This is a genomic window from Blastococcus colisei, from assembly GCF_006717095.1.
Taxonomy (GTDB): Bacteria; Actinomycetota; Actinomycetes; order Mycobacteriales; family Geodermatophilaceae; genus Blastococcus_B; species Blastococcus_B colisei.
Window position 1 is genome coordinate 676,373 of sequence record NZ_VFQE01000001.1, and the last position, 15,720, is coordinate 692,092.

Consider the following 15,720-nt stretch of genomic DNA (forward strand, 5'->3'; position numbering starts at 1 on the left):
CGGAGGGCGTACCGATGAGCACCACGTACAACGAGGCCGACCCGTACGCCGGTTCTCGCGAGACCACCGAGGGCCGCGTCTACACCGTCACCGGTGGCGACTGGGACCTGACCTTCGCCGATCCGCACGGCGAGGAGCGCCTCGTCGTCAACATGGGGCCGCAGCACCCCTCCACCCACGGCGTCCTGCGGCTGGTCCTCGACCTCGAGGGCGAGACGGTGACCAAGGCGCGGGTGGTCATCGGCTACCTGCACACCGGCATCGAGAAGAACACCGAGTACCGCAACTGGACGCAGGGCACGACCTTCGTGACGCGGATGGACTACCTGTCCCCGCTGTTCAACGAGGCCGGGTACTGCATGGCCGTCGAGAAGCTCCTCGGCGTCGAGGTGCCGCAGCGGGCCCGGACGATCCGCGTCCTGGTGATGGAGCTCAACCGGATCGCCTCGCACCTGGTCGCGCTGGCCACGTTCGGCATGGAGATGGGTGCCCTCACCGGCATGACCAACGGCTTCCGCGAGCGGGAGATGGTCCTCGACCTGCTCGAGGAGATCACCGGCCTGCGGATGAACCACGCCTACATCCGCCCCGGCGGCCTGGCGCAGGACCTTCCCGAGGGCTCGGTCGAGAGCATCCGTGAGTTCCTGAAGATCTTCCCCAAGCGGGTGGCCGACTTCCACCGGCTGCTCACCGGTCAGCCGATCTGGCAGAACCGGCTCAAGGACGCCGGCTACCTCGACCTCACCGGCTGCGTGGCGCTGGGCATCACCGGGCCGGTGCTGCGGGCGACCGGTCTGCCCTGGGACCTGCGCAAGGTCGAGCCGTATCTCGGTTACGAGACCTATGACTTCGAGGTGCCGACCGCGGACACCTGCGACGCCTGGGGCCGCTACCTGGTCCGCATGGCGGAGGTGAACGAGTCGCTCCGGCTCATCGCCCAGGCGCTGGACCGCCTCGAACCCGGTCCGGTCATGGTCGAGGACAAGAAGATCGCCTGGCCCGCGCAGCTGTCGCTCGGCGCCGACGGCATGGGCAACTCCCTGGACCACGTCCGCCACATCATGGGCCAGTCGATGGAGGCCCTGATCCACCACTTCAAGCTGGTCACCGAGGGCTTCCGCGTGCCGGCCGGTCAGGTGTACGTACCGATCGAGTCGCCCCGCGGCGAGCTCAGCTACCACGTGGTCAGCGACGGCAGCACCCGGCCGTGGCGCGTGCACGTGCGCGACCCCAGTTTCGTGAACCTGCAGGCCACGGCGGCGATGAGCGAGGGCGGCATGATCGCCGACGTCATCGCGGCCATCGCGTCGATCGACCCCGTGATGGGAGGAGTCGACAGGTGAGTGCTCTCCCTGGTTCGGCCGAGGGGACGGCGGTGACGGGCCTGGACTCGACGCCCGTGGACTCCTCGCCCGAGGCCCTCGCCGACCTGCCCCCGCTGACCGAGCAGACCCGCCTCGAGGCGCGGGAGATCATGGCCCGCTACCCGGTGGCTCGCTCCGCGCTGCTGCCGATGCTGCACCTGGTCCAGTCGGTGCAGGGCTACGTCTCACCCGAAGGCGTCACCTTCTGCGCGGAGGAACTCCGGCTCACCAAGGCCGAGGTGGGCGCGGTCGCGACCTTCTACACGATGTACAAGCGCCGTCCCACTGGTCGGCACCTGGTGAGCGTCTGCACCAACACGCTGTGCAGCGTCCTCGGCGGCCAGCGGATCATGGACGCGCTGTCGGCCGACCTCGGTGTCCACCACGACGAGACCGCCGCCGATGGCTCGATCACCCTCGAGCACGCCGAGTGCCTGGCCGCCTGCGACTACGCGCCGGTCGTCACCGTGGACTACGAGTTCTACGACCAGCAGGACGTCGAGAGCGCCCGCGAGCTGGTCGCGGCCCTCCGCCGTGGCGAGAAGCCCGCGCCGACCCGGGGCGCCCCGCTGACCGACTTCAAGGGCATCTCCCGGCAGCTGGCCGGCTTCTCGCAGTACGAGGACCCCTACGAGATGGCCGCCGCCGTCGACCACCACGGCGACTACAGCCCGACGCTGATCGGGCTGCGGCTGGCCGAGGAGCGGGGGGAGTCGGCGCCGGCGATGCCGCGGACCACGCCCAGCGAGGCCCCGGACGCCGGAGAGCCGGCTGAGACCGTCGCGCCCACCGGCCGGACAGGAGCCACCCCCGGCGAGGAGGCGGCCGACGCGCGCGTCGCCGCCGCGGACACCCCGGCCGAGAAGGCCGGTGCGGCCGGTTCGCACCCCGACGCCCCGGAGCCCGCCGGCCGGCGGCTGCCCGACGGCCGTGCCGGCACCGACACGCCGGCCGGCCAGGAGCCGGGCACGAGTGGTCAAGGCCCCGCCAGTCCACCCCCGGCCGCCCAGGGCCCCGCCGAGGCGCCCCGCACCATCGAGGGCCGGTCCACCCCGAAGCGGAAGGACTGAGCCATGCCTCTCACTCCCGTGCTCACCACCCGGTGGGGCGCCGACAGGTCCTGGCGCCTGAAGACCTACGAGCGGCTCGAGGGCTACGCCGCGCTGAAGCAGGCGCTGCGCATGGCGCCCGACGAGCTCGTCGCCCTGGTCAAGGACTCCGGCCTGCGCGGCCGCGGCGGCGCCGGCTTCCCGACCGGCATGAAGTGGAGCTTCATCCCGCAGCCCAAGCCGGGGGAGGCCCCCACCGGACCGGCGGCGATGCCGAAGTACCTCGTGGTCAACGCCGACGAGGGCGAGCCGGGCACCTGCAAGGACCTGCCGCTCATGATGGCCGACCCGCACTCGCTCATCGAGGGCGTGATCATCTCCGCCTACGCGATCCGGTCGCACTTCGCCGTCATCTACGTGCGCGGCGAGGCGGTGCACGCCCACCGCCGACTGATGTCCGCCGTCGAGGAGGCCTACGCCGCGGGCTACCTCGGCAGCGACATCCTCGGTTCCGGCTACGACCTTGAACTGGTCGTGCACGCCGGCGCCGGTGCCTACATCTGCGGCGAGGAGACGGCGCTGCTGGACTCGCTCGAGGGGTATCGCGGGCAGCCGCGGCTCAAGCCGCCGTTCCCCGCCGTCGCCGGGCTCTACGGCGCCCCGACGGTCATCAACAACGTCGAGACCCTGGCCAGCGTGCCGTTCGTCGTCCGCGGCGGCGCCGACTGGTTCAAGGACTTCGGCCCCGAGAAGTCGCCCGGCCCGAAGATCTACTCGCTGTCGGGCCGCGTCGTCCGCCCCGGCCAGTACGAGGCCCCCATGGGGACGACGATGCGCGAACTGCTCGAGATGGCCGGCGGTGTCCGCCCCGGCCACGAGCTGAAGTTCTGGACGCCGGGCGGCTCGTCCACGCCGTACTTCACCGCGGAGCACCTCGACGTCCCGCTGGACTTCGACTCGGTCGCGGCGGCCGGCTCCATGCTCGGCACCACCGCGCTCATGGTGTTCGACGAGACCGACTCCATCGTCGAGGCCACCCTGCGGTTCACCGAGTTCTACGCGCACGAGAGCTGCGGGAAGTGCACGCCCTGCCGCGAGGGCACCTACTGGCTGGTGCAGATCCTCGAGCGGATCGCGCACGGCCGCGGCACCGCCCAGGACCTCGACATCCTGATCGACACCTGCGACAACATCCTGGGCCGGTCGTTCTGCGCCCTCGGTGACGGCGCCACGAGCTGCATCACCAGCTCGCTGAAGTACTTCAAGGACGACTACGTCGCCCTGCTGCCCCCGGAGGAGCAGGCCCGGCTGGGCCGCACCCTCCGCATCGAGCCCGTGAAAGTTGCCTCATGACGCTCACCAGCCCCGATCCTGCGCCCGCGGTCCCGCCGGGAACCCCGGGTCCGCACACGCCGCCCGACGCCGTGCACTGCACGATCGACGGCTTCGAGGTCGCCGTTCCCAAGGGGACGTTGATCATCCGGGCCGCCGAGCAGATCGGCGTCCAGATCCCCCGGTTCTGCGACCACCCGCTGCTCGAGCCGGTCGGCGCCTGCCGCCAGTGCCTGGTGGAGGTGGAGGGCCAGCGCAAGCCGGTCGCCTCCTGCACCATGCCGGTCACCGACGGCATGGTCGTGCAGACCCAGCTCACCAGCGCCCAGGCGGACAAGGCGCAGCAGGGCACCATGGAGCTGCTGCTGATCAACCACCCGCTGGACTGCCCGGTCTGCGACAAGGGCGGCGAGTGCCCCCTGCAGAACCAGGCGATGAGCAATGGTCGCGCCGAGAGCCGGTTCGTCGACGAGAAGCGGACCTACCCGAAGCCGCTGCCGATCAGCAGCGAGATCCTGCTCGACCGCGAGCGCTGCGTGCTCTGCGCCCGCTGCACCCGGTTCTCCCAGCAGGTGGCCGGCGACCCGTTCATCGAGTTGTTCGAGCGCGGCGCCCTGGAGCAGGTCGCCATCTACGAGGACGAGCCGTTCGAGTCCTACTTCTCCGGCAACACCACCCAGATCTGCCCCGTCGGTGCGCTCACGAGCGCCCAGTACCGCTTCCGCGCCCGCCCGTTCGACCTGCGCAGCGAGGACAGCGTCTGCGAGCACTGCGCGTCGGGCTGTGCCCAACGCAGCGACTACCGGCGCGGCAAGACCACCCGCCGGCTGGCGGGCGATGACCCGGCGGTCAACGAGGAGTGGAACTGCGACAAGGGGCGCTACGCGTTCCGCTACGTCACCGCGAACGAGCGGCTCACCACACCGCTCGTCCGCCGGGACGGCGAGCTGCAGCCGGCCTCCTGGCCGGAGGCCTGGGCCGCCGCGGCGGCCGGGCTCGCGCAGGCCCGAGCGGACGGCGGGGTCGGCGTCCTGCCCGGCGGCCGGCTGACCGTCGAGGACGCCTACGCCTACGCCAAGTTCACCCGTGTCGCGCTGGCCACCAACGACGTCGACGCCCGCGCCCGCGCGCACTCGGCCGAGGAGCTCTCCTTCCTCGCCGCGGCCGTGGCCGGGACCGGCCCCGCGACCGGGGCGGTCACCTACGACGACCTCTCCGCAGCGCCCGCCGTCCTCCTCGCCGGCTTCGAGCCGGAGGAGGAGTCGCCGATCGTGTTCCTGCGGCTGCGCCGCGCCGTGCGCACCGCGAAGACGCAGGTCTTCGACCTCGCGCCGCTGGCGACCCGCGCCGCGGAGAAGCTGCAGGCCACCGTGCTCGCCACCCTCCCCGGGGCGGAGGCGCAGTCGCTGCGGGCCCTGGCCGACGGCTCCTGGGGAGGCCCGGCGCTCGAGGCGCTGCGCCTGCCCGGCGCCGTCGTCCTCGCCGGTGAGCGGCTGGCCGAGGTGCCCGGCGCCTTCTCTGCCCTGATGACGCTCGCCCGCGCCACCGGCATCCGGGTCGCGTGGGTGCCGCGCCGGGCGGGGGAGCGCGGGGCGGTCGAGGCCGGCGCGCTGCCCACCCTGCTCCCCGGCGGCCGGGGGGTCGGCGACCCGGCCGCGCGCGCCGAGGTCGGCGCGCTCTGGGGCGCCGAGCTGCCGGCCACGCCGGGACGTGACCTGACCGGCATCCTCACCGCCGTCCGCGACGGGGAGCTCCCGGGCCTCCTCGTCGGCGGGGTCGACCCCTGCGACCTGCCCGACCCGGCCCTGGCCGAGACCGCCCTGGCCAGCGCCTCGTTCGTGGTCAGCTTGGAGCTCTTCCCGAGCGTGGTCACCGAGTGGGCCGACGTCGTCCTGCCGGTCGCCGCGGCGCCGGAGAAGGCGGGAACCTACCTGGACTGGGAGGGCCGTCCGCGGGCCTTCGACGCCACCTTGCACGGCACCGGCCGGCTGACCGACGGTCGCGTCCTGCAGGGGCTGGCCGACGAGATGGACGTCGACCTGCGGCTGCCCACCCCCGAGGCGGCGCGCGCGGAGCTGGCCGCGCTCGGGGCCGTCCGCCGGCCCGGCAACGGCCGTGCCCGCCCGACCCAGGGGCTCGAAGTCCCGCCGCCCGCTGCGCCGTCCCTCGGCGCCGACCAGGCCCTGCTGGCCTCGTGGCGGCAGCTGATCGACGCCGGAACCCTGCAGCGCGACGAGCCGGAGCTCGCCGGCACGGCGCGCCCACCGGTGGTCCGGATCGGCCCCGACGCCGCCGGCCGGCTCGGCGTCGTCGACGGCGACCGCGTCACCGTGAGCGGCGCGACCGGCTCGATCACCCTCCCGGTGCGGATCACCCCGATGCCCGACCAGGTCGTCTGGCTGCCGATGAGATCACCGGGCAGCGACGTCCGCTCCGACCTCGGCACCGGCCCCGGCGGCGTGGTGCGACTGGCCGTGTCGTCGCCCGCCACGACGACCCCGGTAGGAGGCGCGCAGTGATGTACCTGGCCAGTCCTGACCAGCCGACGCTCGAGGACTTCGGGAACGACGTCTGGTGGATCGTGCTCATCAAGATCCTGGGCGTCTTCGTGATCCTGGTCCTGCTGACGCTGTTCGCCATCGTGTTCGAGCGCAAGGTCGTCGCGCGCATGCAGCAGCGGATCGGCCCGAACCGGGTCGGCCCCCGCGGCTACCTGCAGAGCCTCGCCGACGGGCTGAAGCTGGCGTTCAAGGAAGACATCATGCCGGCGCTGGCGGACAAGCCGGTGTACTTCCTGGCCCCGGTGATCGCGACCATCCCGGCCTTCGTGGCCTTCTCGGTGATCCCGATGGGCCCCTCGGTGAGCATCTTCGGCGAGGTCACGCCGCTCCAGCTCACCGACGCCCCGATCGGCGTGCTGATCATCCTCGCCTCCTCGGCCATGGGCATCTACGGCATCGTGCTGGGTGGCTGGGCGTCCGGCTCGACGTACCCGCTGCTGGGCAGCATGCGCAGCGCCGCCCAGATGATCAGCTACGAGATCGCGATGGGCCTGTCCATCGTGGCCGTGTTCCTCTACGCCGGCACGATGTCCACCTCGGAGATCGTGGCCGCCCAGGCCGACGGCAACCAGCTGGACTTCTTCGGCTGGGAGTTCACCGGTCCCAGCTGGTACGGGGTGCTGCTGCCGGTCTCCTTCGTCATCTACGCCATCGCCGTCGTCGGCGAGACCAACCGGGCGCCGTTCGACCTGCCCGAGGCCGAGAGCGAGCTCGTCGGCGGCTTCCACACCGAGTACTCGTCGCTGAAGTTCGCGCTGTTCTTCCTGGCCGAGTACATCAACATGGTCACCGTCTCGGCGCTGGCGGCGACGCTGTTCCTCGGCGGCTGGCGGGCGCCGTGGCCGATCTCCATCTGGGACGGCGCCAACACCGGCTGGTGGCCGCTGCTGTGGTTCTTCCTCAAGGTCGTCGCCGCGCTGTTCGTCTTCATCTGGCTGCGCGGCACGCTGCCTCGGCTGCGTTACGACCAGTTCATGCGTTTCGGGTGGAAGGTGCTCGTCCCGGTCGCGCTCGTGTGGATCCTCATCGTCGCCACGATGCGCACCGTCTCCCGCGAGGCGGACCTCTCCACCGGCGAGGTCGCGCTCTACGTCGGCGTGCCGGCCGCGGTGGTGGTGCTGGGGGTCCTGCTGATCGCCAGCCGGGCCAGCAACCGGGACACCCGGCTCGCCGCCGTCGAGGCGGCCGCCGGCTCCAACCACCCGACCGAGCCCGAGGTCCTGCCCCCGACCGGACCGCGTCGCCGGCCCACCGGTGGCCCGAGCCGGGCCGAGGGCGGTTTCCCCGTGCCGCCGATGGACCTGAAGGTGCCGCCGTCCCCCCGGCTGCGGCGCCAGCCGGTGGGCAGCGACGGCTCGCCCGTCGTGAGCACCGGGCGGCGTGGCACCACCACTGTGGAGGAGGACGGCGATGTCTGAGCGCACCCCGGCGGCCCGCCGAGGCGGGGAGGTGGCGCGTCCCTCGACCGATCACCTGGCCAAGCCGAAGGTCCGTGACAGCCTGCTGCCCGCGCCGGTGCAGGGCTTCGGCGTCACCTTCGCGCAGATCTTCCGCAAGGTGACCACCGAGCAGTACCCGTTCGAGCCCAAGGTGACCAAGCCGCGCTACCACGGTCGGCACGTGCTCAACCGGCACCCGGACGGCCTGGAGAAGTGCGTCGGCTGCGAGCTGTGCGCCTGGGCCTGCCCGGCCGACGCGATCTACGTCGAGGGCGGCGACAACACCGAGGACGCCCGCTTCTCCCCCGGCGAGCGGTACGGCGCGGTCTACCAGATCAACTACCTGCGCTGCATCTTCTGCGGGCTGTGCATCGAGGCCTGCCCGACCCGGTCGCTGACGATGAGCAACGACTTCGAACTGGCCGACGACAACCGCCAGGACCTGATCTACACCAAGGAGCAGCTGATGGCGCCGCTGCTGCCCGGCATGGAGCAGCCGCCGCACCCGATGCGGCTCGGCGACGACGAGAAGGACTACTACCTGCGGGTCCCCGGCTCCTCACCCGCCGAGCCGGTGGCGGAGGAGCGAGTATGACCGAGACTCTCAGCGGCGCCGAGACCGTCGTCTTCTGGGTGCTGGGGCCGATCTCGCTGGCCGGAGCCCTGGGCATGGTGTTCAGCCGGAACGCGGTGCACTCCGCGCTCTGGCTGGTCAACACGATGCTGTCGCTCGGCGTCTTCTACGTCGTCCAGGAGGCGCCCTTCCTGGGCGCGGTGCAGATCATCGTCTACACCGGCGCGATCATGATCCTCTTCCTCTTCGTGCTGATGCTGGTCGGCCGCGACTCCTCGGACTCACTGGTCGAGACCCTCCGCGGCCAGCGGGTGGCGGCCACGCTGGTCGGTATCGGCTTCGCCGCGCTCGTGGGCGCCGGGATCGCCCGTGCCACGCAGGACCTCCAGGTCATCGGCCTCGAAGCGGTGCAGGGCAGCGCGGCCGGGGGCAACATCGAGGCGATCGCCGAACTGCTCTACACCCGCTACCTGCTGGCCTTCGAGGTCACCGGCGCGCTGCTGATCGTGGCCGCCGTCGGTGCGCTGATCTTCACCCAGATCGAGCGGACCCCCGGCAGCCGGCGCGGCCAGAAGGAGCTCTCGCGGGCCCGCTTCCTCACCGACCGCCCGCAGACCGTGTCCGGTCCCGGCGTCTTCGCCCGGGCCAACTCGGTCGCGGTGCCGGCGATCCTCCCCGACGGCAGCCAGTCGGAGGACAGCTTCGCGACCGGCATCGCGCCCTCCCAGCCCGACGAGATGCTCCGGCCCACGGGCCGCGAGCAGCTCGGTTCCCCGGACGCGGCGCTCGGGTCCACGGCACCGACTCTCGAGGACGGCGGGCGGACACGGTGAGCGAGCGGGCGAGCGAACCCAGGAACAGAGCACGCGGCGGCATGTCGACGACGAGCGCCGGCGAGGAGACGCCATGACGCTGAGCTACTACCTCGTGCTCGCCGCGATCCTGTTCACGATCGGCGCCATCGGGGTCCTCGTGCGGCGCAACGCGATCGTCGTCTTCATGTGCGTCGAGCTGATGCTCAACGCCGTCAACCTGACGCTGATCACGTTCGCCCGGTCCACCGGCACCGTGGACGGGCAGATCATCGCCCTCTTCGTGATGGTCGTCGCGGCCGCCGAGGTGGTCATCGGTCTCGCGATCATCATGTCGATCTACCGGACCCGCAGGTCCGCCTCGATCGACGACGCCAACCTGCTGAAGTACTGACGGCGAGACGGGGACATCTGTGTCTGAGACGCTGCCCGCCGACGGGCTGCTCGGCTGGTCGTGGCTGCTGATCGCGCTACCACTGGCCGGCGCCGCGGTGCTGCTCCTGGGCGGCCGCCGCACCGACCGCTGGGGCCACCTGCTGGGGACGGCGACCGTCGTCGCCTCCTTCCTCCTCGCGGTGCTGTGCACGATCCAGCTCGCCGGCCTGGAGGAGCGGTCGGCCGACGTCGACCTGTTCACCTTCATCTCCACCGGTGAGCTCGACGTCCGGGCGGGACTGCTGTTCGACCCGCTGTCGGCGATCTTCGCGCTGCTGATCACCGGTGTCGGCTCGCTGATCCACGTCTACTCGATCGGCTACATGGCGCACGACCCCGCGCGCCGCCGGTTCTTCGCCTACCTGAACCTGTTCGTCGCCGCGATGCTCCTGCTCGTCCTCGGCAACAGCTTCGTGGCCCTCTACGTCGGATGGGAGGGCGTCGGTCTGGCGTCCTACCTGCTGATCGCCTTCTGGTACACCCGCCCGGCCGCGGCCACCGCGGCCAAGAAGGCGTTCATCATGAACCGGGTCGGCGACGTCGGGCTGGCCCTGGCGATCTTCATCATGTTCGCCCAGCTCGGGACGACGTCCTACGAGGGCGTCTTCGGCGCCGTCGGCACCCTGGCCGGTGGCACGATCACCGCGATCGGGCTGCTCCTGCTCCTCGGGGCCTGCGGAAAGTCCGGTCAGTTCCCGCTACAGGCATGGCTGCCCGACGCCATGGAGGGCCCGACCCCCGTCTCCGCCCTCATCCACGCCGCCACCATGGTCACCGCCGGCGTGTACCTGATCGCCCGCTCGGCCCCGATCTACGACCTCACGGAGACAGCGCGGACCGTCGTCCTCGCGATCGGTGCGCTCACCCTCCTCATCGGTGCCATCGCCGGCTGCGCCTACGACGACATCAAGAAGGTCCTGGCCTACTCGACGGTCAGCCAGATCGGCTACATGTTCCTGGCCGTCGGCCTCGGGCCGGCCGGGTACGTCGCAGGGCTGGCCCACCTGCTCGCGCACGGCTTCTTCAAGGCCGGGCTGTTCCTCGGTGCCGGCTCGGTCATGCACGCCATGAACGACCAGGTCGACATGCGCCGGTTCGGGGGGCTCTGGAAGAAGCTGCCGGTCACCTTCGTCACCTTCGGCCTGGGTTACCTGGCGCTGATCGGGTTCCCGTTCCTGTCCGGCTACTTCACCAAGGACGCGATCATCGAGGCCGCTCTGGACCGCGACGACGTCTGGGGCTGGGTGCTCGGCGGTGTCGCCGTCCTCGGTGCCGGGCTGACCGCCTTCTACATGACGCGGCTGATGCTGATGACCTTCTTCGGCCGGGCGCGGTGGGAGGACGGCCATGGCTCGACCCCGGTCAATCCGCACGAGTCGCCGTCGGTGATGACGGCGCCCATGGTCGTGCTGGCCTTCGGGTCGGTGTTCGCCGGCGCCCTGCTCGTGTCGGTCTTCCCGCTCTCGGGCTGGCTGGAGCCGGTGTTCGGCGAGCCGGCGGAGGCCGCGCACGTGGTCGCCCCGGCGCTGATCGGCCTGGTCGTGACCGTCGTCATGCTCCTCGGCGTCCTGGCGGCCTGGCTGTTCGTCGGCCGCCGCGAGGTGCCGGTGACCGCGCCGGTCCGGGTCTCCCCGGTCACGCGGGCGGCCCGCAACGCCCTCTACGCCGACACGGTCAACGAGTCGCTGTTCATGCGGCCCGGCCAGTGGCTCACCCGGGCCCTGGTCTGGGTGGACAACCGCGGTGTCGACGGCGCCGTCAACGGCCTGGCCGCCACGCTCGGCGGCTCGTCGTCGCGGCTGGGCCGGGCGCAGACCGGCTTCGTGCGTTCCTACGCCCTGGGCATGCTCGGCGGCGCCGTGCTGGTCGCGGGCGCCCTGCTGGCGGTGACGGCGGGATGACCGCGAACTCCACGGATCGAAAGGCGTCCCGACGGTGACCGATTTCCCCTGGCTCCTGCTGATGATCGCCGTCCCGGCGATCGGGGCGGCCATTGTCGCCGCGCTGCCCAGGGGCCGCGACGAGCTCGCCAAGCAGCTCTCGCTGGGCGTGAGCCTGGTGGTGCTGCTGCTCGCCGTCCTCACCACGGTCGCGTTCGACGCCGGCGGCGACCGATTCCAGCTGACCAGCTCCTGGACCTGGATCGCGGACTTCGGGGTGTCCTTCGCCCTCGGCGTCGATGGCATCGCCGTGGTGATGCTGTTGCTCATCGGGGTGCTCGTGCCGGTGGTGATCGGCGCGTCCTGGCGGGACGAGCTGCCCGGCGGCCGGTCGATGACGGCGTACTTCGCCTGGCTGCTGCTGCTCGAGGCGTTCATGGTGGGCGTCTTCGTCGCCACCGACGTCTTCCTGTTCTACGTCTTCTTCGAGGCGATGCTCGTCCCGATGTACTTCATCATCGGGAGCTTCGGCGGGCCCCGGCGGCAGTACGCCGCGGTGAAGTTCTTCCTCTACAGCCTCGTCGGCGGGTTGATCATGCTGGCCGCCGTCATCGGCCTGTACGTGGTCAGCAACAGCCAGCTCGGGGAGGGCACGTTCGCCTTCGACGCGCTGCGCCAGCTCGAGATCGACCCGGGGGTGCAGAAGCTGCTCTTCCTCGGCTTCTTCATCGCCTTCGCGATCAAGGCGCCGCTGGTGCCGTTCCACACCTGGCTGCCCGACTCGGGTTCCGAGGCGCCGATCGGTGGCGCGGTGCTGCTGGTCGGCGTCCTGGACAAGGTCGGCACGTTCGGGTTCCTGCGCTACTGCCTGCCGCTGTTCCCCGACGCGTCCCGGTTCTTCGCGCCGTTCGTGCTGGTCCTGGCGGTCGTCGGCATCCTCTACGCCGCCCTGCTGGCAATGGGCCAGAGCGACATGAAGCGCCTGGTGTCCTACACCTCGATCTCGCACTTCGGCTTCATCGCGCTCGGCATCTTCGCCTTCACCACCGAGGCCGCCACGGGCGCGGTGCTCTACATGGTCAACCACGGCATCGCGACCGGCTTGCTGTTCCTCGTGGTCGGGATGCTGATCGCCCGCGGCGGATCCCGGCAGATCGGCGACTACGGCGGCGTCGCCGCGAAGGCCCCGCTCCTAGCCGGAACCTTCCTCCTCGCCGGCCTGGCCTCGCTCGCGCTGCCGGGGACCAACAGCTTCGTGAGCGAGTTCCTCGTGCTGATCGGCTCGTTCCCGCGGGAGCCGGTGTTCACGATCCTCGCGACGGCCGGGATCATCCTGGCCGCGCTCTACATCCTGCTGATGTACCAGCGGACGATGCACGGGCCGGCCCGCGGGGTGCTGCTACCCGACGTGCACGCCGGAGACCCGGCACCGCAGCCGGAGCCGGCCCGTGGCGGCGCTTCGGCGGCCACCGCGACGGTGACCGCGCCCGCCCCGGCCCGCGGCGGCCGGCTCCTCCGGGACCTCGACCGGCGAGAGCTGGCGGTGGTGACGCCCCTCGTCGCGCTGATCATCGTGCTCGGTTTCTACCCGCAGCCACTGCTCGAGCTGATCGAGCCGGCCGTCAGCGCCACCATGAGCGACCTCGGAGGGACCGACTGATGTTCGAGGCCCCTGACCTCTCCTTCGCCGCCCTGGCGCCGCTGCTGTTCATCTTCGGTGCGGCCTGCGTCGGCGTCCTCGTCGAGTCGTTCTGGCCCCGCGACACCAGGCACCCCGTGCAGGTGGCCGTGGCCCTCGTGGGAACGCTCGGCGCGCTGGGAAGCACCCTGCTGCTCGCCGGCCGCCGTGAGGTCACCGCCGACGGCGCCCTCGCCGTCGACGGCGCCGGGCTGTTCCTCCAGGCGACCATCGCCGGTCTCGGCGCACTGGCGATCCTGCTGTTCGCCGAGCGGGCGCTGGACCCCGCGCGGTCGGCGTTCGTGACCTCGGCCGCCGTGCCGGCGGGCAGCCCGCGTGACCGGGAGCTGCTCACCTCGACCCGGGTGCAGACCGAGGTCTACCCGCTGGCCACCTTCGCCATCGGCGGCATGATGCTGTTCGTCACGTCCAACGATCTGCTGATCATGTTCGTCGCGCTCGAGGTGCTCAGCCTGCCGCTCTACCTGATCAGCGGGATGGCCCGCCGGCGACGGCTGCTGTCCCAGGAGGCGGCGGTCAAGTACTTCCTCCTGGGCGCCTTCGCGTCGGCCTTCTTCCTGTACGGGCTGGCGCTGGTCTACGGGGCCACCGGCAGCGTCCGGCTCAGCGACATCCGGGACGCATCCCTCGCCGACGGCACCGACGTCCTGCTCGTCCTGGGGCTGGCGCTGCTCGTCGTCGGGTTGCTGTTCAAGGCCAGCGTCGCCCCGTTCCACACCTGGACGCCGGACGTCTACCAGGGCGCACCCACGCCGGTCACGGCATTCATGGCGGCGTGCACGAAGGTCGCCGCGTTCGGCGCGATCCTCCGCCTGCTCTACGTGGCCTTCGGCACCGCCGAGTGGACGTGGCGGCCGCTGATCTACGGGGTCGCGATCGTCTCCATGGTCGTCGGGTCCGTGCTCGCCCTCACCCAGACCGACCTCAAGCGCATGCTGGCCTACTCCTCGATCGCGCACGCCGGGTTCCTCCTCACCGGCGTCATCGGGCTCGGGGCCGGCGGGGAGGGCTCGGGCCTGGCGGCCACGATGTTTTACCTGCTGGCCTACGGGCTGACGACGATCGGCGCCTTCGCCGTCCTCACCCTGATCCGGGACGGCGACGGAGAGGCCGGCCATCTCTCGCAGTGGGCCGGCCTGGCCGCCCGCTCGCCGCTCACCGCCGCGGTGATGACGCTGTTCCTCCTCGCGCTGGCCGGTATCCCGCTCACGTCGGGGTTCACCGGCAAGTTCGCGGTGTTCCGGGCTGCCGTCGAGGACGGCGCGTGGCCGCTGGTCCTGGTCGCCGTCCTGGCCAGCGCCGTCGCCGCGTTCTTCTACCTGCGGGTCATCGTGCTGATGTACTTCTCGCCCCCCGCAGCCGACGGGCCGACGGTGGGCGTCCCGGGTCTGCCCACCACGGTCGTCCTGGCGATCACCGCCACGACGACCCTGGCGCTGGGCATCGTGCCCGGGTCGGTGCTCGACCTCGCGGAGCAGGCGGCTATCTTCGTCGGTTGATGACCGGAGCCCGTGCCGCAGTCGAGGGCACCAACCCCGAGGTCCAGGGCGGCAGCCCCCAGGCGCAGCGCCGGATCTCCACCCCCGCCTCGACCATCGGTCCCTGGCTGCCCGAAGGGGCGCTCGGTGCGTCGCTGGCCGACGGACTGGCCCGCGTGGAGTCGGCGCTCGTCGCGGCCGTCGGCAGCGAGCACGCCTTCATCCGGGAGGCGGCCGGGCACCTGATGTCGGCCGGCGGGAAGCGGTTCCGGCCGATGCTGGCGCTGCTCGCCGCCCAGTTGGGGGATCCGGATGCCCCGGGAGTCACCGAGTCGGCGGTCGTCTGCGAGCTGACCCACCTGGCGACGCTCTACCACGACGACGTCATGGACGAGGCCGCCGTGCGGCGGGGGGCGCCCAGCGCCAACAGCCGGTGGACCAACAGCATCGCGATCCTCACCGGCGACCTGCTCTTCGCCCGGGCATCGGACCTGCTGGCCGATCTCGGCCCGGAGGCGGTGCGCATCCAGGCGCAGACGTTCGAGCGGCTGGTCACCGGACAGATCCGGGAGACCGTCGGGGCCGAGCCCGGTGTCGACCCCATCGCGCACTACCTCGACGTGCTGGCCGACAAGACCGGCTCCCTGGTCGCCACCTCGGCCCGCTTCGGGGCGCGTTTCGCCGGGCTCGAGGAGTCGCTCGTCGCCGCCCTCACCGCCTTCGGCGAGGAGGTCGGCGTGGCGTTCCAGCTCTCCGACGACCTGCTCGACATCGTCAGCCAGGGCGGCACCTCGGGGAAGTCGCCCGGCACCGACCTGCGCGAGGGGATCGCGACGCTGCCCGCCCTGTTCGCCCTAGCCGGCGACGACCCGGCCGACGCCCGGCTGCGCGAGCTGGTGGCCCGGCCGGTCACCGACGACGACGAGCACGCCGAGGCCCTGGCGCTGCTGCGGTCCTCCACGGCACTGGAGCGCGCCAACGAGGTCCTCTCGCAGTACGCCGACCGGGCCCGCGCCCGGCTGGACGCCGTCCCCTCCGGGGACGTCCGGAACGCCCTGTCGGCGCTCTGCGACTACGTGGTCACGCGTACGAGCTGA

General features: G+C 71.6%; 12 protein-coding genes. All 12 read left to right on the forward strand.

All coding sequences use genetic code 11. The annotated features are described in order from the left end of the window. Nucleotides 1-14 precede the first annotated feature (14 nt). The 12 genes from FHU33_RS03220 to FHU33_RS03275 all read left to right on the forward strand — a co-directional run bounded on the left by FHU33_RS03220 (nt 15) and on the right by FHU33_RS03275 (nt 15,720). A complete protein-coding gene (locus FHU33_RS03220; RefSeq protein WP_142024070.1) occupies nt 15-1,343 on the forward strand; it encodes an NADH-quinone oxidoreductase subunit D in 1,329 nt (442 codons plus the stop codon). Beyond that, nucleotides 1,340-2,434, forward strand: a complete 1,095-nt coding sequence (nuoE, locus tag FHU33_RS03225; protein WP_142024072.1) for an NADH-quinone oxidoreductase subunit NuoE — start codon at nt 1,340-1,342, stop codon at nt 2,432-2,434. Before FHU33_RS03220 ends, nuoE begins: the two co-directional genes overlap by 4 nt. 3 nt (nt 2,435-2,437) lie before the next feature. Then, entirely contained in the window at nt 2,438-3,766 is a 1,329-nt protein-coding gene (nuoF, locus tag FHU33_RS03230; RefSeq protein WP_142024074.1) for an NADH-quinone oxidoreductase subunit NuoF, read from the forward strand. Continuing rightward, on the forward strand, nt 3,763-6,264 hold the full coding sequence (locus tag FHU33_RS03235) for an NADH-quinone oxidoreductase subunit G (protein ID WP_142024075.1): 2,502 nt from the start codon (nt 3,763-3,765) through the stop codon (nt 6,262-6,264). Before nuoF ends, FHU33_RS03235 begins: the two co-directional genes overlap by 4 nt. After that, the gene (gene nuoH, locus FHU33_RS03240; RefSeq protein WP_170182306.1) at nt 6,264-7,724 is read left to right on the forward strand and encodes an NADH-quinone oxidoreductase subunit NuoH; all 1,461 of its coding nucleotides are present in this window, start codon (nt 6,264-6,266) and stop codon (nt 7,722-7,724) included. Before FHU33_RS03235 ends, nuoH begins: the two co-directional genes overlap by 1 nt. After that, nucleotides 7,717-8,340 carry an NADH-quinone oxidoreductase subunit NuoI gene (gene nuoI / locus FHU33_RS03245; RefSeq protein WP_211354989.1) on the forward strand — a complete coding sequence of 208 codons (624 nt, stop codon included), beginning with the start codon at nt 7,717-7,719 and terminating at the stop codon, nt 8,338-8,340. Before nuoH ends, nuoI begins: the two co-directional genes overlap by 8 nt. Continuing rightward, nucleotides 8,337-9,152 carry an NADH-quinone oxidoreductase subunit J gene (locus tag FHU33_RS03250; protein ID WP_142024079.1) on the forward strand — a complete coding sequence of 272 codons (816 nt, stop codon included), beginning with the start codon at nt 8,337-8,339 and terminating at the stop codon, nt 9,150-9,152. Before nuoI ends, FHU33_RS03250 begins: the two co-directional genes overlap by 4 nt. A 73-nt stretch (nt 9,153-9,225) precedes the next feature. After that, on the forward strand, nt 9,226-9,525 hold the full coding sequence (gene nuoK, locus FHU33_RS03255; RefSeq protein ID WP_142024080.1) for an NADH-quinone oxidoreductase subunit NuoK: 300 nt from the start codon (nt 9,226-9,228) through the stop codon (nt 9,523-9,525). Between the two features lie 19 nt (nt 9,526-9,544). After that, a complete protein-coding gene (nuoL, locus tag FHU33_RS03260) occupies nt 9,545-11,467 on the forward strand; it encodes an NADH-quinone oxidoreductase subunit L (protein WP_246063237.1) in 1,923 nt (640 codons plus the stop codon). A gap of 34 nt (nt 11,468-11,501) precedes the next feature. Continuing rightward, nucleotides 11,502-13,106, forward strand: coding sequence for an NADH-quinone oxidoreductase subunit M (locus tag FHU33_RS03265; protein ID WP_142024081.1), 1,605 nt, complete (start codon nt 11,502-11,504; stop codon nt 13,104-13,106). Next, a complete protein-coding gene (gene nuoN, locus FHU33_RS03270; RefSeq protein ID WP_142024082.1) occupies nt 13,106-14,644 on the forward strand; it encodes an NADH-quinone oxidoreductase subunit NuoN in 1,539 nt (512 codons plus the stop codon). Before FHU33_RS03265 ends, nuoN begins: the two co-directional genes overlap by 1 nt. Beyond that, nucleotides 14,644-15,720 carry a polyprenyl synthetase family protein gene (locus FHU33_RS03275; RefSeq protein ID WP_142024083.1) on the forward strand — a complete coding sequence of 359 codons (1,077 nt, stop codon included), beginning with the start codon at nt 14,644-14,646 and terminating at the stop codon, nt 15,718-15,720. The genes nuoN and FHU33_RS03275 overlap by 1 nt, the downstream gene beginning before the upstream one ends.